Genomic DNA, 16,332 nt, shown 5'->3' with positions numbered 1-16,332 from the left:
GTGGCGGGTCTGTCCAAGGAAAGTCGGGCGGGCGCGCGGATCAGGCGGTGGCGATCCAGACGAGCGCGACGCCCGAGGCGAGCGCCACGAGGCCCATCAGGCGCCGCTGGTCGAGCGGCAGGGTGCGCAGGGCTTCGAGCAGTTGTTCGACAAGCGAAGGGGCCAGTGCGTACACCAGCCCCTCGACAATCAGCACCAGCCCGAGGGCCAGAAGCGCGGTTTCGATCATTCCGCCGGGGCCGCGCCACGCGGCTGGTCGGATTTGAGGTAGTCGAAGAATTCGCTGTCGGGCGACAGCACCATCGTCGAGTTCCCTTCGCGCAGGGAGCGCTGGTAGGCGGTGAGCGAGCGGTAGAATTCGAAGAATTCAGCGTCCGCCCCGAAGGCCTCGGCGAAGATGCCGTTGCGTTCGGCGTCGGCCTCACCGCGGATGATCTCGGCCTGCCGGTTGGCGTCCGACACCAGTTCCACGACCGTCCGGTCGGCGGTGGCACGGACCCGCTGCGCGGCCTCGTTACCGCGGGCGCGTTCGTCGGTCGCTTCGCGCTCCCGCTCGGCGCGCATCCGTTCGAAGGTGGCGTCGAGGTTCTCGCGCGGCAGGTCGGTGCGTTTCAGGCGCACGTCGATGACTTCGAGGCCGAGGTTCTCGGCCTCCTCGATCGCGCCGTTGCGGATGCGCAGCATCAGCGCCGCCCGGTCCGACGACAGGATGTCGTTGGAGGAAACCGAACCCAGCACTTCGCGCAACTCGTTCCGCAGGATGCCGTCGAGCCGCCGTTCGGCCGCCAGTTCGCCACCCGTACCCACGGCCTGGCGGAACTGTTCGACATCGGCGATCCGGTAACGCGCGAAGGCGTCGACCACCAGCCGCCGGTCATCCAGCGGCGTGACTTCGAGCGGGTCGACATCGCGGCTGAGGATCCGGTCGTCGTAGCGCACGACTTCCTGGATCAGCGGGATCTTGAAGGCGAGGCCCGGCTCTTCCTTGACCGACACGACGCGGCCGAATTGCAGGACCAGCGCCTTCTGACGTTCGTCGACGATGAAGACCGCCGACAGGGCCGCGACAAGGACGACGGCCACGAGGATTACAAGATAGCGCATCAGTTGCCTCCTTGGCCGGCGTTGCGGCGCAGCTCGTTGAGCGGCAGGTACGGCACGACGCCCTGGCCGCCGCCGCCCTGTTCGTCGAGGATGATCTTGTCGACGCGGCCCAGAACCTGTTCCATCGTCTCGAGGTACAGACGCTTGCGGGTCACTTCGGGGGCCTTCTGGTATTCTTCGAGGACCGAGGTGAAGCGCGACGCCTCACCCTGCGCCTCGTTCACCACCTGCGCGCGGTAGGCTTCGGCCTGTTCCAGCACCTGCGCCGCTTCACCGCGGGCCTCGGCCAGCACCTTGTTGGCGTAGGCGTCGGCGACGTTCTGCAGACGGTCACGCTCCTGCTCGGCGGCCTGGACGTCGCGGAAAGCGTCGATCACGGGTTCCGGCGGGTCGGCCTTGTCGAAGTTGACCCGGATCACGTTCACGCCCGCGTCGTAGCTGTCGAGCGTCAGCTGGATCAGGTCGGTCAGGCGGGCGGCGATGACGCCGCGGTCCCGGTTGAGGATCGGGGCCAGTTCGGATTGCGCGATGATCTCGCGCATCGCCGATTCCGCCACCGCGTCGATCGTGGCGCGCGGATCGCGGAGGTTGAACAGGAACTTGGCCGGGTCGTTGATGTTCCAGACGACCTGGAAGTCGATGTCGACGATGTTCTCGTCCCCGGTCAGCATCAGGCCCGCATCCGAGCCGCGCGCGCCGACGCCGATTTCCTCGGTCCGTTCCGAGGTCACCGGCACGACTTCCGCCGTGACCAGCGGCCAGGGCGCGAAATTGAGGCCGGGATTGCCGGTCGAGGAATACTCGCCCAGGAACAGTTCGACCGACTGTTCTTCGGGCCTGACGGTATAGAACGAGGCAAGCAGCCACAGGATCAGCGCCGCGAGGATGCCGAGCCCGACGGTGCCACGGGTCAGCGCGGGGCCACCGCCGCCGCCGGGACCACCGGCGCCGCCGCGTCCCTGCCCGCCGCGACCGCCCATCAGGACGCGCAGCTGTTCCTGGCCTTTCTTGACCAGTTCGTCGATTTCGGGGATTTGCGGGCCCTGATCGCCGGGCCCACGCCCGCCGCCACCATTATTGCCGCCACCGCCCGAGCCGCGATTGCCGCCGCCCGAACCGCCAGAGCCTCCGCCCCAGGGGCCGTTATTTCCTGCCATTGTCGTCCTCTTGTGGAGATGCATGGGTATGTTGCGTCATAACCTGTGGACGCGGGAATGAAAATCAAGCCGTGCGGACCGGGTGTCGCATGGTGACGATTTCCTCGCTCATGGTCGGGTGGACCGCACATGTTGCGTCGAACTGCTCTTTCGTGGCGCCCATCTTGATCGCGATTCCGGCGAGTTGGATCATCTCGCCCGCCTCGGGCGCGACGATGTGGCAGCCCAGCACGCGGCGCGTGTCCTTGGCGACGATCAGTTTCATCAACACGCGTTCGTGACCGTCGGCGAAGGCTTCGCGCATGGGGCGGAAGGAGGTGCAGTAGACCTCGATCTCGCCCTGCGCCATCGCCTGTTCCTCGGTCAGTCCGACGGTGCCCAGTTCGGGCCGGGTGAAGACGGCCGACGGGATCAGGTCATGATCCACCGGCGTCGGGTTGCCCTTGAACACCGTTTCGACGAACGCCATGCCCTCGCGGATGGCGACGGGCGTAAGTTGCACGCGGCCGGTCACGTCGCCGATGGCGTAGATCGAGGGCACCGCCGTCTGGCTGTATTCATCCACCTCGATCGAGCCATTGCGGGCCAGTTTCACGCCCACCTCTTCAAGGCCCATATCGGCGGTGTTGGGCGCGCGGCCAGTGGCGAAGAAAACCTTGTCGAACACGCCTTCCTCGCCGTTGCCCGCCTTGACCCAGACCGGGCCGTCCGGGGCGGCGCCATCGGTGTCCGCATGCGCGACGGTTTCGACCATTTCACGGTCCGCACCCATCGCGGCGTCGGAATCGGTGAGCGTGATCGAGCCGTGATCGCTGTTGGCGGGGGCCATTTCGAGGATGTTGGCGCCGGTGTGGATCTCGATCCCGCGCCGGGCCATGGCGTCGGCCACGAGACCGCGCGCCTCGTCATCGAAGCCGCGCAGGATCTGCGCGCCGCGGTAATACATCGTCACGTCGACGCCGAGACCGTTGAGGATGCAGGCGAACTCGCAGGCGATGTAGCCGCCGCCGATGATTAGGATCTTCTTCGGCAGGTTTTCGAGGTGGAAGATGTCGTCGGACACGAGGCCCAGATCGGCATTGGCGAGGTCGGGGCGCACGGGGCGGCCGCCGGTGGCGACAAGGATATGCTTGGCGCTTTTGCGGGTGCCGTCGGCCAGTTCGACCGTGTGGGCATCGACCAGCCGCGCGCGCTGGTCGAAGGTTTCGACGCCCGACCGCGACAGGATCGAGCGATAGACCTCTTCCAGCCGGTCAAGCTCGGCCGCCATCTTGCCGTGGAAAGCGGGCCAGTCGAACGGGCCCTGCTCCATCGCCCAGCCATAGGCCTTGGCCTCTTCCACCGCCTCGGGATAGCCGGAGGCGAAGACCATCAGCTTCTTGGGCACGCAGCCGCGGATCACGCAGGTGCCGCCATAGCGGCTTTCCTCGGCCAGCGCGACCTTCGCGCCTGCCTCGCTTGCCGCCACGCGGGCCGCGCGCACGCCGCCCGATCCTCCGCCGATCACGAAGAGGTCGTAATCAAATGCCATCTGTCACCTGTTCAGTCTGCAAGGTCGGAGAAGAGATTGTCGCTTTCGACGAAATCCAGACGTTCCTCTTCCACCGTGCCCGCGTTGATGTCGCGCAGTTCGACCCGACCGTCGCCGAACCCGATCACCACGATGTCGCAGATATCGATGAAGAGCCCGTTTTCAACCACGCCCGGCATCTGGTTGAGAACCATCGCCAGCTGGCGCGGGTTGCCGATGCGCTTGAGGTGGCAGTCGAGGATGTAATTGCCCTCGTCCGTCACGAAGGGCGCATCGCCGTTCATGCGCAGGGTGGTGTTGCGGCCCAGAACGTCCATCTGGATCAGCGTTTCCTCGACCAGCGCCTTGGTGGTCTGCCAGCCGAAGGGGATGACCTCGCACGGCAGGGGGAACGCGCCCAGCGTTTCGACCTCCTTGCCGATATCGGCGATCACGACCATCTGGTCCGACGCCGTCGCCACGATCTTTTCCTGCAAGAGCGCCCCGCCGCCGCCCTTGATGAGGTTCAGGTCGCCGTCGAATTCGTCGGCCCCGTCGATGGTGAGGTCGAGCCAGCGCGCCTCGTCGAGGCTGACCACCTCGATCCCCACTTCGCGCGCCAGCGCCGCGGTGCGGGTCGAGGTCGGCACGCCTTTGAACTTGAGCCCCTCCTGGCGCACCATCTCGCCCAGGCAGCGGACCAGCCACGCGGCGGTCGAGCCGGTGCCGAGCCCCACGCGCATCCCCGATTCCACGAGGTCGGCGGCGCGTTTGGCGGCCACGAACTTGGCCTTGTCGATGGGCGAGAGGTCTCCGGTCATGCTCTGCTCCGCGGTTCGGGTTGCGGGCTTATACGGGCTTTGCCACGGGCCGCCAACTGCTTGGCGCCCAGTTAGCACTGTTTCCGGGCCGGAGACAAAAAAAACCGCCGCACAGCGTGGGGCGCTGGCGGCGGAGAGGTGAGCAATCGCCCGTGTGGGACCCTTGAGACCCGGAAATCGGCATTGCGGAAGGCAGATCCGGAATGCGAGGCCGCGCGGACAGGCAGTGTTGCGCGGGCATGACGCTTGGGGAGCGCCACGGGGTCAAGGCACGGGGATGCAGGCAGAAAGGGTCAGAGAACCGGCAGGTAGAGCGCGGCGAGCAGCATCACGGTCAGTGCGGCGGCGCCGGCGGCATCCTCGATCAGGGTGGACCGGCTGCGGCGGAGGGTAGTTTTGACTTGGGCGTACATTGTTGGTGACCTGCTCTCGATCATGTTTGTTGCTTATTTGTTCTCATACGGGAAACGGTCTGTAAAGAACTTTTTGAGAACATTTGCGAACAAAATGACAATGGAGCGATCAACCCACTGAAATCAAACGGATCGCCCGATCCTGTTCCATCAGCCACAAAAGAACACGCGCGGCGCGGCCACGGGTCGTGTCGAGCGTGGGATCCTGTTCCAGCAGCGCGCGGGCATCGGTCTGCGCGGTGGCCATCAGGCCGGCCTGCCGTTCCAGATCGGCGATGCGGAACCGGGGCAGGCCCGATTGCGCCGTGCCGATCAGGTCGCCCGCGCCGCGCATCTCGAGATCGGTTTCGGCGATGCGGAAGCCGTCCTCGGTCTCGCGCATGATCTTGAGCCGTTTCTCGCCCGCCTCCGACAAGGGCGCCTGGTAGAGCAGCAGGCAGGTGGAGGCCTGGTCGCCGCGCCCGACCCGGCCCCGCAACTGGTGCAATTGCGCGAGGCCAAAGGATTCGGCGCGTTCGATCACCATGATCGTGGCGTTGGGCACGTTCACGCCGACCTCGATCACCGTGGTGGCGACCAGCACCGCCGTCTCGCCCCGCTGGAAGGCCGCCATGGCGGCATCCTTGTCGGCGGGCGGCATCTGGCCGTGCACGAGGCCCACATGGCCTTCGCCCAGGGCCGCGCGCAGGCGTTTGAACCGCTCTTCGGCGGCGGTCATGTCGACGACCTCGCTTTCCTCGACCAGCGGGCAGACCCAGTAGGCCTGCCGCCCCTCCTCGATCGCCTTGCGGAGCCGCGCGACCACGTCCTCCATCCGGCTGGTGGGGACAAGCGCGGTGGTGATCGGTTTGCGGCCGGGCGGTTTTTCGTCAAGGATCGACACGTCCATGTCGCCGTATTGCGCGAGGCTGAGCGAGCGCGGGATCGGCGTGGCCGTCATCACCAGCACGTCCGCCGCCGCCCCCTTGCGGCCCAGTTCCAGCCGCTGGCGCACGCCGAACCGGTGCTGTTCGTCGACGATGGCAAGCCGCAGGTCGGCAAAGGCCACGTCCTGCTGGAACACCGCATGGGTGCCGACCAGAAGCTGGATATCGCCGCGTTCGAGTGCCGCGAGCTTCGCGCGCCGCTCCGCCCCCTTGTCGCGCCCCGTGAGGATTTCGAGTACCACGCCCGCCGCCTCGGCCAGCGGTTGCAGCCCTTCGAGGTGCTGACGCGCGAGGATTTCGGTCGGCGCCATCAGCACGGCCTGACCGCCGGCCTCGACCGCCGTCAGCATCGCCATCAGCGCCACCAGCGTCTTTCCCGCGCCCACGTCGCCCTGCAACAGGCGGTTCATGCGGCGCTCGCTCGCCATGTCCTCGGCAATCTCCGCAATCGCGTGGGTCTGGGCATCGGTCGGCTGATAAGGCAGGCTTTTCAGCACCTTGCGCTGCAAAGCTCCGGTACCGCGTGAAGGCTGGCCCTTGCCGCTGCGGTGGCCGCGACGGGCCAGCGCGAGGGTCATCTGGTGGGCGAGAAACTCGTCATAGGCCAGCCGCTGCCGCGCCGGGTGCTCGGCCGATATGTCGGCAAGCCGCGCGGGCGCGTGGGCCTGACGGACCGCATCGGCCCAGCCGGGCCAGCCTTTCGACGCGACCAGCGGCGCGTCGATCCATTCGTCCAGACCGTCGGGCAGCCGGGCCAGCGCGCTTTGCATCGCCTTGTAGATCCCGCGCTGGGTCACGCCCGAGGTCAACGGGTAGACCGGTTCGAACGCTGGCATCTCGCCCGCCTCTTCGGGGCGCAGCATGTAGTCGGGGTGCACCATCTGGGCGATCCCGTCGAACAATTCCACCCGGCCCGACACGACGCGGCGCTGGCCGGTGGGCAATTGCCGGGACAGGTAATCGCCGCGGGCGTGGAAAAACACCAGTTCGAACGAGGTCTCGGCATCCTCGACCGTGACGCGGTAGCGCCCGCCCTTGCTGCGCGGCGGCACATGCGCGCCGATCGTGACCTCGACCGTCAGGACGGCGGGAAGGTCAGCGCCGCGGATCGTGGGGCGGCGCGCGCGGTCGATCCCAGAATGCGGCAGCGTCAGGATCAGGTCGCGCGGCTTGGTCACGCGCAGGTTTTCATAGGCCTTCGCCGTCTTCGGCCCGATTCCTTCCAACGTGTCGAGCCCCGCGAAGAGCGGGAACAGGACCGGCGGGCGGCCTTTCGGAGCCTCGGTGGTCATGCGTCCCCGATCAGCGCGAGCCAGCCGTCTTCATCGAGCGTCTCGATGCCCAGATCGGCGGCCTTTTTCGCCTTGGACCCGGCACCGGGACCGGCGACGAGGATGTCGGTCTTGGCGGACACCGAGCCCGAGACCTTGGCGCCGAGCGCCTCGGCCCGCGCCTTGGCCTCGGCCCGCGTCATGCGTTCGAGCGTGCCGGTGAAGACGACGGTCTTGCCCGCGACGGGGCTGCCGGAGGTGTCGGGGGCGGTGGCTTCCTCGATCGTCAGGTGCGCGACGAGGCGGTCGATGGCGGCGCGTTCGCGCGGTTCGTTCAGCGTGGTGACAAGGCTTTGGGCCAGCACCTGCCCCACCCCGTCGATGCCCACGAGGTCGTCCCATGCGGGGCCGGGTTCGGCCGCCTCGGCCATGGCCGCGATCAGCGCGTCCCACGTGCCGTAATGGGTGGCGATCAGGTTGGCCGTCTGCTCGCCCACGTGGCGGATGCCGAGCGCAAACAGGAACCGGCCGAGCGGCACGGTACGGGCGGCGTCGATCGCGTCGAAGAGGTTGGAGGCCGATTTCTCGCCCCAGCCCTCGCGGTTCTTCAGCTGTTGCAACCCGCTGCCGTAGCGGTCGCGCAGGGTGAAGATGTCGGCGGGTTCGGAAATCCAGCCATCGGCGTGGAATTGTTCGACCTGCTTGGCACCCAGCCCATCGATGTCGAAGGCGGCGCGGGAGACGAGATGTTTCAGCTTTTCAACCTGTTGCGCGGGGCAGATCAGGCCGCCCGAGCAGCGCCGCACGGCATCGCCCGGTTCGCGCGGCGCGGGGCTGCCGCAGCGCGGGCAGGTATCTGGAAAGACGAAGGGTTCGGCGCCCTCGGGGCGTTCGGCGAGGTTGACGTCGGCCACCTTGGGGATGACGTCGCCGGCGCGGTAGACCTGCACGAGGTCGCCGACCCGGATGTCCTTGCCGTCGCGGATGGGGGCGCCGTTCGAATCGCGGCCCGCGATGTAATCCTCGTTGTGCAGCGTCGCGTTCGACACGACGACGCCGCCCACGGTCACCGGGGTCAGGCGCGCGACGGGGCTGAGCGCACCGGTGCGGCCCACCTGGATGTCGATGGCTTCGAGCCGCGTCCAGGCCAGTTCGGCGGGAAACTTGTGCGCGATGGCCCAGCGGGGCGTGGTGGAGCGCAGGCCGAGCCGCGCCTGAAGCGCGAGGTCGTCGACCTTGTAGACGACGCCGTCGATGTCATAGCCGAGGCCCGCGCGGTCGGTCGCGATCTGGTCGTAATGGGCGAGGATGTCGTCGAGCGTGTCGCAGCGGCGGGTGCGCGGGTTGGTCTGGAACCCCAGCGAAGCGAGCCGGGCGAGCGCGTTCATCTGCGTGTCGGCCAGCGGTTCCGACACCTGCCCCCAGGCATAGGCGAAGAACCTCAGCGGGCGCGCGCGGGTGATCGCGCTGTCGAGCTGGCGCAGCGACCCGGCGGCGGCGTTGCGCGGGTTGGCGAAGGGTTTCGCCCCGGCCTCTGCCTGCCGGGCGTTGAGCGCGGCGAAATCGGCGTGGCTCATGTAGACCTCGCCCCGCACTTCGAGGATGTCGGGCGCGCCGTCGAGCGTTTCGGGAATGTCGTCGATGGTGCGGGCATTGGCGGTCACGTTCTCGCCCACGCGGCCATCGCCGCGGGTGGCCGCCTGCACCAACTTGCCGGATTCGTAGCGCAGCGACAGCGACAGCCCGTCGATCTTGGGCTCGGCGGTGAAGGCGAGCGGCGCATCGTCGTCAAGGCCGAGATACCGCCGGATCCCGGCGATGAACTCGGCCACGTCATCGCGATCGAAGGCGTTGGCAAGCGACAGCATGCGTTCGGCATGTTCGACCTTGGCAAAACCGTCCGAGACGGGCGCGCCGACCTGGTCGGTGGGGCTGTCGCTGCGCTTGAGGTCGGGAAAGGCGGCTTCAATCGCGGCGTTGCGTCGTTTCAGCCGGTCATATTCGGCATCGCTGATATCGGGCGCGTCGTCGCGGTGATAGGCGAGGTTGGCCGCACCAAGCGCTTCGGCAAGCCGCGCGAGTTCCGCCCGTGCCGCCGCCTCGTCCATCCCTGCGATGTCGGGAAATTCGTCTGACATTGCCGCCCCCGGTTCGGTCCCCGCGTCGCGACAAGTGTTATTGCGCCCGCCCGGTCAGGTCCAGCACCGGGCGGACGGGATCGGGTCAGGCGCCGACGGCGAACCGGGGCGACTCCTCTACCGGTTCGGGATCGCGCAGGACGTAGCCGCGGCCCCAGACGGTTTCGATGTAATTGTCCCCGCCCGTCGCCTCGCTCAACTTCTTGCGCAACTTGCAGATGAACACGTCGATGATCTTGAGTTCGGGTTCATCCATGCCGCCGTAGAGGTGGTTGAGGAACATCTCCTTGGTGAGCGTCGTGCCCTTGCGCAGGCTCAGCAGCTCGAACATCTGGTATTCCTTGCCGGTCAGGTGCACCGGCTTGGAATCCACCGTCACCGTTTTGGCGTCGAGGTTGACCGACACCCGCCCGGTATTGATGATCGACTGCGAATGGCCCTTGGACCGGCGAATGATCGCGTGGATGCGCGCGATCAGTTCCTCGCGGTGGAAGGGTTTGGTCAGGTAGTCGTCGGCACCGAAGCCGAAGCCCTTGATCTTGTTCTCTGTATCGTCGGAGCCCGACAGGATCAGCGTGGGCGTATCGATCCGCGCCATGCGCAGTTGCCGCAGCACTTCGTGACCGTTCATGTCCGGCAGGTTCAGGTCGAGCAGGATCAGGTCGTAATCGTAGAGCTTGGCAAGATCGATCCCTTCCTCACCGAGGTCGGTGGCGTAGACGTTGAGGTTGGCATGCGTGAGCATCAGTTCGATGCTTTTCGACGTTGCCGGGTCGTCTTCGACCAAAAGGACGCGCATCTATTCTCTCCAAAATGTGTTTGTTTCGCAAACACAGTCGCCAAGAAAAGTTAATCAGCGGTTACTGTCCCTGAACAAATACTGAAACAACTTAAAGTTGTCTATACTTTTGCAGCGCGGTCGTCTTCAGGGCCTCTTCCCCGTGTTCGGCGGCAAGCCCCACCCACTCGGCAAATTCGTCGGCGCTGATGTCGTAGGTCCTGAGCGCCTCTTCCTGCGTCATCAGCCCGTAGAGCACCCCGCGGATCACCGCGGCCTTGCGCGAGGCGACCCATCGTCGCGTGTCGGGCGGGGGCAGGTCCGCACGGGTCATTACCGAGCCATCGGGCAACGTCACGGCGCGCGGCCCTTCGACTTTCTTCAGAAACATCACCGGTCCCTCTCGTTGGCGTGCAGGGGTTGTCGCGGCTCGCGCTTAACGACCGGTGAAACGACACCTTGAGAGTGTGTCGGATTTTCATATATTGCCGGGGTTCCCCTAGGACCCGTGGAGACCCCGCCCATGCCGCTTGACGCGCGCCTCAATTCGCTTGGATTTGCCAAGCCCCCGGCCGAGACCCGCGTGGTCGTGGCGATGTCGGGCGGCGTGGACAGTTCGGTCGTGGCGGCGGAGCTGGCGGGCGAAGGGTATGACGTGGTGGGTGTGACGCTGCAGCTTTACGATCACGGCGCGGCACTGGCCAAGAAAGGCGCGTGCTGCGCCGGGCGCGACATCCACGACGCGCGGCGCGTGGCCGAGGAGATGGGCTTTCCGCATTACGTGCTGGATTACGAGAACGTCTTCCGCGACGCGGTGATCGACGAGTTCGCCGAAAGCTACCTTGCCGGCGCGACCCCGGTTCCGTGCATCCGCTGCAACGAGCGGGTGAAGTTCCGTGACCTGCTGGAGACGGCGAAGGACCTCGATGCCGATTGCATGGCGACGGGGCATTACATCCAACGCAAGATGGGCGATGCGGGGGCCGAGTTGCACCGGGCGGCGGATGCGGCGCGGGACCAGAGCTATTTCCTGTTCTCCACCACGCGAGAGCAGCTGGATTACCTGCGCTTCCCGTTGGGGCATCTGCCGTCGAAGGCGGAGACGCGGGCGCTGGCGGTCAAGCACGGATTGCCGGTGGCCGACAAGCCCGACAGCCAGGACATCTGTTTCGTGCCCGACGGCGATTACGCGCGGGTGATCGAGAAGCTGCGCCCCGGAGCGGCGGAGCCGGGCGAGATCGTGGACCCCGAGGGCCGCGTGCTGGGCACCCATCGCGGCGTGATCCACTACACGATCGGGCAACGGCGGGGGCTGGGCATCGGCGGGCTGGCAGAGCCCTTGTACGTGGTGCGGCTGGATGTCGACACGCGGCGCGTGGTCGTGGGCCCGAAAGAGATGCTTGCCACGCGCACGGTGCCGGTCAGGGAGGTGAACTGGCTGGGCGACGGCGGGTTCGAGGACGTGGCCGAGCGCGAGATCACGGTCAAGGTCCGCTCCACCCGCCCGCCCGCGCCCGCGATCCTGCGCGCGCGCCCCGGCGGGTTGGCCGAGGTGGAACTCCTGTCGCCCGAACAGGGCGTGTCGCCGGGACAGGCCTGCGTGTTCTACGCCCCCGAAGGCTCGCGCATCCTTGGTGGCGGCTGGATCTGGCGCGGCGCGTGAGGCGGGTGATGGTCGGGTGAGGATCACCCGACCTACTTTTCGATAGCGGAGCGGGTGTGTGTCGGCTGGGGATCAGCCGACCTACTTTCAGTTAGCGGAACGGATGGGCGTCGGCTGAGGGTCAGCCGACCTACTTCTCGGCAGCGGGACGGATGGGTGTCGGCTGGGGATCAGCCGACCTGCCGTGAGCCTCTTGTAGGTCGGCTGCTAGTCAGCCGACCGCCTTTCAGGACATGCCGGGGGTCACGTGGATGAGCGTTGGGGCGTCCGCGGCGAAGGCCTCCTGCACCGCGCGCGTCATCTCGGCGAGCGTGGCGGGGCGTACGGCATACGCGCCCCAGGCGCGGGCCAGCGCACAGAAATCGGGGTTTTTCAGGGTGACCGCGTTGGGGGCGATCTGGGCGGCGACCATGCTGTCCTCGATCTCGCCCAGTTTCTCGTTGTCCCAGACGAAGATAGGCAGCGGCAGGCCCAGTTCGACCGCCGTACCCAGCTCCTGGATGGTGTATTGCAGGCCGTAATCGCCCGCGATGGCGAGCGTCGGCAGGCCGGGTCGCCCCACCGCCCCGCCGATCGCGGCGGGCAGCGCGTAGCCGAGCGTTCCGAACCCCGTGGGGTGGTGCCAGTGGCCGGGGCGGTCCATGTCCCAGACCTCTTTCGCGGCATAGGCGAACTGGGTCATGTCGGAATAGATCATGCAGCCTTCGGGCAGCGCCGCTTTCAGCGCGTCGATCACGGGCAGGATACCGGGGCGCTCGGCGTCGACTTCGGCGCGCCACGTCTCCTTGGTTCTGGCCACATCACGCGGCTGCCACGGGTGTGCGCGTTCCGACATCGGGAAAGGTCCCTCCGGCAGGTGCGCGGAGATTGCGGACAGTGCCTCGCCCGCATCGCCCTGGATCGCGATGGACGCGAATTGATGCGACAGCACCTCGGCATCGATATCGACGCGGATCAGCGGACAATCGTGCCCCAGTTCGTCGCGCCAGAGGTCGGTTTCGCTCAACTCGCACCCAACCACCATGAGCAGATCCGCCTGCGCCACGATGGCGGCGCTGGACGGACGCGCAAGATAGCTGCCGAAATGCAGCGGCGCGCCGGGCGGAACCACGCCGCGCCCGGCATAACTGACGAAACTGGCCGCGCCGCACCGCGATAGAATATCCTGTGCCACGTCCCGACACTGCCTCGCCCCGCCGCCAAACACCACAAGAGGCCGTTCGGCCTGCACCAGCGCATTTGCCGCCCTGGCCGCCAACCGGTCCTGCACACCCGCGCCGTGAAACGGAGGGCCATCCGGTACCTGCACCGGTTCGGGCGGTGCAGCGGCAACACCTTCGGCCTGCTTGATCGGCACTTGAACATGTTTGGAGCGGGGCCGTTCCGCGAAAAACTCGAACCACGCCCGGTCGATCAGGGCATAGGCCGCATCTGCCGTGGTTGCCTGATACGACCAGTCGCAGACCGTGCGCGCGGCGCCCGCCTGGTCGAGCATCTGGTGCAGCTGGCCGCGTGTCGCCGCGACGTCGTCGAGGCAAGAGGAGATCACCAGCATCGGCACGCTGTCGCTATAGGCCTGTCCCATGGGGGTCATGATGTTGCACAAGCCCGGCCCGGTGATGACGTAAGCCACGCCCGGACGGCCCGTGGCGCGGGCGTATCCGTCGGCCATGAAGCCCGCGCCCTGTTCGTGGCGGGCGAGGACATGGGTGATGCCCGCCTCCTCGATCCCGCGGTACATTTCCTGGTTGTGCACGCCGGGGATGCCGAAGATCACGTCGACCCCGCGGGCCTTCAGCATGTGCGAGATTTGGGCGCCTAGGGGGCGGTCGGGCATTCAGGCTCTCCAGAAGCGGATGGTGAAGAGGACGAAGACGGCCATCAGTTCCAGCCGTCCGATCAGCATGGCGATGGTCAGGATCACCTTCTCGGTATCGCCGAGCATGCCGAAATTGCCCGCCGGCCCGATCTGGTCGCCAAGGCCGGGGCCGATATTCGACAGGGCCGCCGCCGCGCCCGACACCGACGTCACGATGTCCTGCCCCGTCATGCCGAGCGCGACCGAGATCACGCCGAGCGTGACGAAGTAGAGGACGAAGAAGGCCATGACCGAGTTCAGCACGTCCTCGTCCACGGGCCGGCCGTTATACTTGGGCGTGAAGACGCCGTGGGGCGCGAGGATGCGGCGCACCTGCGCACGGATCGAGGCAAAGAGAAGCTGGTAGCGGAACACCTTGACCGAGCACGAGGTCGAGCCGGCGCAGCCGCCGATCAGCCCGGTGAAGAAGATCAGCGCGATCATGAACGGCCCCCAAAGCTGGTAATCGGTGGAGGAATAGCCGGTGCCGGTGATGATCGAGGTCACGTTGAAGAGCGCCTCGCGGAAGACCTCGGCGCTGAACGTGTCGAACCGCATGGCATAGCCAAACGAGGCAAGCAGCGTGATGCCCGCGACCAGCGCGAGGAAGACCTGCACCTGCCGGTCCTCGAACAGCGGCCGGGCGCTGCCGGCGGTGATCTGGACGAAACGCACGTATGGCAGGGCCGAGGCGAGCATGAAGAACACCGCGACATATTCCACCGCGCCCGGAAACGCGCCGAACGACTTGTCGGAATTGCCGAACCCGCCGGTCGACAGGGTGGTCATGGCGTGCACGGTGGCATCGAAGGCCGTCATCCCGCTGGCAAGGTAGGCCAGCGCGCAGGCCAGCGTCAGGGTGAGGTAGATGGTGGAGATGCGGGCCGAGATCTCGGTCGCGCGGGGCAGGATCTTGCCGAAGGTGTCGAACCCTTCGGAGCGGAAGATCTGCATGCCCCCCACGCGCAGTTCCGGCAAAAAGACCATGGCGACGACGATGATCCCGATCCCGCCCAGCCATTGCAGGATGCCGCGCCACAGCAAGAGCCCCTTGGGCAGATCGTCGAGCCCGGTGAACACCGTGGCCCCGGTGGTGGTGAGGCCTGACATCGCCTCGAAATAGGCATCGACGAAATCGGCCTCGGTCGCGCCGAGCGCGAAGGGGATGGCGCCGAAGAAGGGCAGCGCGGCCCAGACGCCGGTGGTGAGCAGGAAGGTCTGCTGCAGCGACAGCCCGCCGCTGATGCTGTTGGAACAGGACAGCGACAGGGTCAGCCCGCAGACGACGGTGATGATGGCGCTTTCGGCGAAGACGGGCCAGTGCCCGCGCCCTTCGGCCAGATCGACGACCATCGGGAGCAGCATGGTTGCGCCCAGCACCGTGACCAGAAGGCCGATGACGTATCCCACGGGACGCATGTCGAACATGGGGTTAAGCGGTGTCTCAGGTCGCGGCCACTGTCAAGCGGGCGCGCGAGGTCAGCGCGGCACTGTGGCCCCGCGCCTGCGCCGGGACAGTTCGCGGTAGAGCGCCTCGCGCGAGACGCCGATCTGCGCCGCGACCTCCTGGTACCGGCCCTTTTCGGGCATCTCCCCCGCCTCCCCCAGCCACGCGTCGAGCCGGTCGGCCACGGTGGCAAGCGACCGGATCTCGGCGCTCATCCGGGCCGATTGCAGGGAACGGGCGAGGTGGCGGGACCAGTCCCGCGCCGCATCGGGAGTGGCGTCGAGCCGGTCGAGGAAGCCTTGCACCGTGAGCCACCGCAGGTGCGTCTCCCCGGCCGCGACCCCGTCGCAATGGTAGGCCATGGCATAGGCCGCGGCTTCGGCGACGACCTCTCCGGCCCGGTATTGCGACAGCGTGAGCGCCGCGCCCGAGCGGGTGTGGCGGACGAGGTCGATCCGGCCCTCTTCGACAAGGTACATGCGGGTGACCGGGTCGTCGAACCGGAAGAGCCGCGCGCCGCGCGCGCAGGCCGTGTGCGGGGCATCGGAGAAAAGCGAGGCAAAGCCGTGGGACATGATCGCTATCATATGGCGGTCGGATCGGCGCGGCTAGCCTGTGGTGGATGACCCTGACCGGAGATTGCCATGTTCCCGCGCCTTGCCGCCCTGTCCACCGCCCTCGCCGCCTGCCTGCCCGCCGCCCTGTCGGCTGACGGGGACGGGACGCATGGCACGCAACCCTATGCCGGGTTCGAATCGCGCGAAATCAAGAGCCTGTCGGCGGCGGACCTCGAGGAATTGCGCGCAGGCGGTGGCTGGGGCCTTGCCCTGCCCGCCGAACTGGGCGGCCTGCCCGGCCCGGCGCATCTGCTGGAATTGCAGGAGCAACTGGGCCTGACGGGCGATCAGGTCGCGCGTATCACCGACATCCGGGAAACCATGCTGGCCGAGGCGATCGCGGCGGGCGCAAGGTTCATCGAGGCGGAGCGCGCGCTGAGCGACGCTTTCGCCGATCCCGGCCTTGGCCCCGAACGCCTGCGCGCCCTGATCGCGGAGGCCGGCGAGGCACGGGCCGCGCTGCGATACGTGCACCTGTCGCGCCACCTGATGACGCCGCCCCTGCTGACCGACGGCCAGATCGGGCGTTATGCCGTCCTGCGCGGCTATGCCGAGGACCCCTGCGCCAGCGTGCCGGAAGGCCATGACGCCACCATGTGGCGGCGTCACAACGGCTGCGAATGAGGCGC

The 16,332-nt window shown here is 67.2% G+C and carries 14 protein-coding genes; 2 read left to right on the top strand and 12 right to left on the bottom strand.

Annotation, left to right across the window (positions count from 1 at the left end):
- Window positions 1–40: 40 nt before the first annotated feature.
- From ATO11_RS03005 to sciP, 9 genes are all read right to left on the bottom strand, one after another.
- Window positions 41–229, bottom strand: coding sequence for a DUF2065 domain-containing protein (locus ATO11_RS03005; protein WP_050529314.1), 189 nt, complete (start codon window positions 227–229; stop codon window positions 41–43).
- Entirely contained in the window at window positions 226–1,104 is an 879-nt protein-coding gene (hflC, locus tag ATO11_RS03000) for a protease modulator HflC (RefSeq protein WP_207382931.1), read from the bottom strand. The genes ATO11_RS03005 and hflC overlap by 4 nt, the downstream gene beginning before the upstream one ends.
- Window positions 1,104–2,261 (bottom strand): FtsH protease activity modulator HflK, encoded by a 1,158-nt coding sequence (hflK, locus tag ATO11_RS02995; protein ID WP_050529312.1) that lies wholly within the window; start codon window positions 2,259–2,261, stop codon window positions 1,104–1,106. The genes hflC and hflK overlap by 1 nt, the downstream gene beginning before the upstream one ends.
- A gap of 64 nt (window positions 2,262–2,325) precedes the next feature.
- Entirely contained in the window at window positions 2,326–3,792 is a 1,467-nt protein-coding gene (locus ATO11_RS02990; RefSeq protein WP_050529311.1) for an FAD-dependent oxidoreductase, read from the bottom strand.
- An 11-nt stretch (window positions 3,793–3,803) separates the two neighbouring features.
- Window positions 3,804–4,592, bottom strand: a complete 789-nt coding sequence (rpiA, locus tag ATO11_RS02985; protein ID WP_050529310.1) for a ribose-5-phosphate isomerase RpiA — start codon at window positions 4,590–4,592, stop codon at window positions 3,804–3,806.
- A 522-nt stretch (window positions 4,593–5,114) separates the two neighbouring features.
- On the bottom strand, window positions 5,115–7,223 hold the full coding sequence (gene recG, locus ATO11_RS02980; protein WP_050529309.1) for an ATP-dependent DNA helicase RecG: 2,109 nt from the start codon (window positions 7,221–7,223) through the stop codon (window positions 5,115–5,117).
- Window positions 7,220–9,340: an NAD-dependent DNA ligase LigA gene (ligA, locus tag ATO11_RS02975; RefSeq protein WP_050529308.1), complete on the bottom strand. Its 2,121-nt coding sequence runs from the start codon at window positions 9,338–9,340 to the stop codon at window positions 7,220–7,222. The genes recG and ligA overlap by 4 nt, the downstream gene beginning before the upstream one ends.
- Before the next feature lie 85 nt (window positions 9,341–9,425).
- Window positions 9,426–10,139 (bottom strand): response regulator transcription factor CtrA, encoded by a 714-nt coding sequence (ctrA, locus tag ATO11_RS02970; protein WP_050529307.1) that lies wholly within the window; start codon window positions 10,137–10,139, stop codon window positions 9,426–9,428.
- 91 nt (window positions 10,140–10,230) lie between these two features.
- Window positions 10,231–10,509, bottom strand: coding sequence for a CtrA inhibitor SciP (sciP, locus tag ATO11_RS02965; RefSeq protein WP_050529306.1), 279 nt, complete (start codon window positions 10,507–10,509; stop codon window positions 10,231–10,233).
- A 132-nt stretch (window positions 10,510–10,641) separates the two neighbouring features.
- Here sciP and mnmA point away from each other — a divergent pair, with 132 nt between their 5' ends.
- Complete coding sequence (gene mnmA, locus ATO11_RS02960) at window positions 10,642–11,781, top strand: tRNA 2-thiouridine(34) synthase MnmA (RefSeq protein ID WP_050529305.1); 1,140 nt, start codon at window positions 10,642–10,644, stop codon at window positions 11,779–11,781.
- A 226-nt stretch (window positions 11,782–12,007) separates the two neighbouring features.
- Here mnmA and ATO11_RS02955 read toward each other — a convergent pair whose 3' ends face one another.
- Genes ATO11_RS02955 through ATO11_RS02945 form a run of 3 tightly spaced genes read right to left on the bottom strand, consistent with a single transcriptional unit; the run spans window position 12,008 to window position 15,673 of the window.
- Window positions 12,008–13,582, bottom strand: coding sequence for a thiamine pyrophosphate-binding protein (locus tag ATO11_RS02955; protein ID WP_050529304.1), 1,575 nt, complete (start codon window positions 13,580–13,582; stop codon window positions 12,008–12,010).
- A gap of 36 nt (window positions 13,583–13,618) precedes the next feature.
- Window positions 13,619–15,067, bottom strand: a complete 1,449-nt coding sequence (locus ATO11_RS02950) for a TrkH family potassium uptake protein (RefSeq protein ID WP_050529303.1) — start codon at window positions 15,065–15,067, stop codon at window positions 13,619–13,621.
- A gap of 51 nt (window positions 15,068–15,118) precedes the next feature.
- The gene (locus ATO11_RS02945; RefSeq protein WP_050529302.1) at window positions 15,119–15,673 is read right to left on the bottom strand and encodes a Crp/Fnr family transcriptional regulator; all 555 of its coding nucleotides are present in this window, start codon (window positions 15,671–15,673) and stop codon (window positions 15,119–15,121) included.
- 57 nt (window positions 15,674–15,730) lie between these two features.
- On the opposite strand from ATO11_RS02945, the gene ATO11_RS02940 reads away from it, so the two are divergent.
- A complete protein-coding gene (locus ATO11_RS02940) occupies window positions 15,731–16,327 on the top strand; it encodes a hypothetical protein (protein WP_207382930.1) in 597 nt (198 codons plus the stop codon).
- Window positions 16,328–16,332: the final 5 nt, after the last annotated feature.

Origin of the sequence: Pseudaestuariivita atlantica, assembly GCF_001205715.1 — a bacterium.
In the GTDB taxonomy this organism is placed as follows: domain Bacteria; phylum Pseudomonadota; class Alphaproteobacteria; order Rhodobacterales; family Rhodobacteraceae; genus Pseudaestuariivita; species Pseudaestuariivita atlantica.
This window is presented reverse-complemented; position numbering and strand designations above follow the sequence as displayed.

Excerpts from the sequence above, each read along its gene's own strand:
- sciP (WP_050529306.1), bottom strand. The coding sequence starts at position 10,509 with ATGTTTCTGAAGAAAGTCGAAGGGCCGCGCGCCGTGACGTTGCCCGAT.
- ATO11_RS03005 (WP_050529314.1), bottom strand. The coding sequence starts at position 229 with ATGATCGAAACCGCGCTTCTGGCCCTCGGGCTGGTGCTGATTGTCGAG.
- ligA (WP_050529308.1), bottom strand. The coding sequence starts at position 9,340 with ATGTCAGACGAATTTCCCGACATCGCAGGGATGGACGAGGCGGCGGCA.
- rpiA (WP_050529310.1), bottom strand. The coding sequence starts at position 4,592 with ATGACCGGAGACCTCTCGCCCATCGACAAGGCCAAGTTCGTGGCCGCC.
- hflC (WP_207382931.1), bottom strand. The coding sequence starts at position 1,104 with ATGCGCTATCTTGTAATCCTCGTGGCCGTCGTCCTTGTCGCGGCCCTG.
- ATO11_RS02990 (WP_050529311.1), bottom strand. The coding sequence starts at position 3,792 with ATGGCATTTGATTACGACCTCTTCGTGATCGGCGGAGGATCGGGCGGC.
- ATO11_RS02950 (WP_050529303.1), bottom strand. The coding sequence starts at position 15,067 with ATGTTCGACATGCGTCCCGTGGGATACGTCATCGGCCTTCTGGTCACG.
- ATO11_RS02945 (WP_050529302.1), bottom strand. The coding sequence starts at position 15,673 with ATGATAGCGATCATGTCCCACGGCTTTGCCTCGCTTTTCTCCGATGCC.
- ctrA (WP_050529307.1), bottom strand. The coding sequence starts at position 10,139 with ATGCGCGTCCTTTTGGTCGAAGACGACCCGGCAACGTCGAAAAGCATC.
- hflK (WP_050529312.1), bottom strand. The coding sequence starts at position 2,261 with ATGGCAGGAAATAACGGCCCCTGGGGCGGAGGCTCTGGCGGTTCGGGC.
- ATO11_RS02940 (WP_207382930.1), top strand. The coding sequence starts at position 15,731 with ATGTTCCCGCGCCTTGCCGCCCTGTCCACCGCCCTCGCCGCCTGCCTG.
- ATO11_RS02955 (WP_050529304.1), bottom strand. The coding sequence starts at position 13,582 with ATGCTGAAGGCCCGCGGGGTCGACGTGATCTTCGGCATCCCCGGCGTG.
- recG (WP_050529309.1), bottom strand. The coding sequence starts at position 7,223 with ATGACCACCGAGGCTCCGAAAGGCCGCCCGCCGGTCCTGTTCCCGCTC.
- mnmA (WP_050529305.1), top strand. The coding sequence starts at position 10,642 with ATGCCGCTTGACGCGCGCCTCAATTCGCTTGGATTTGCCAAGCCCCCG.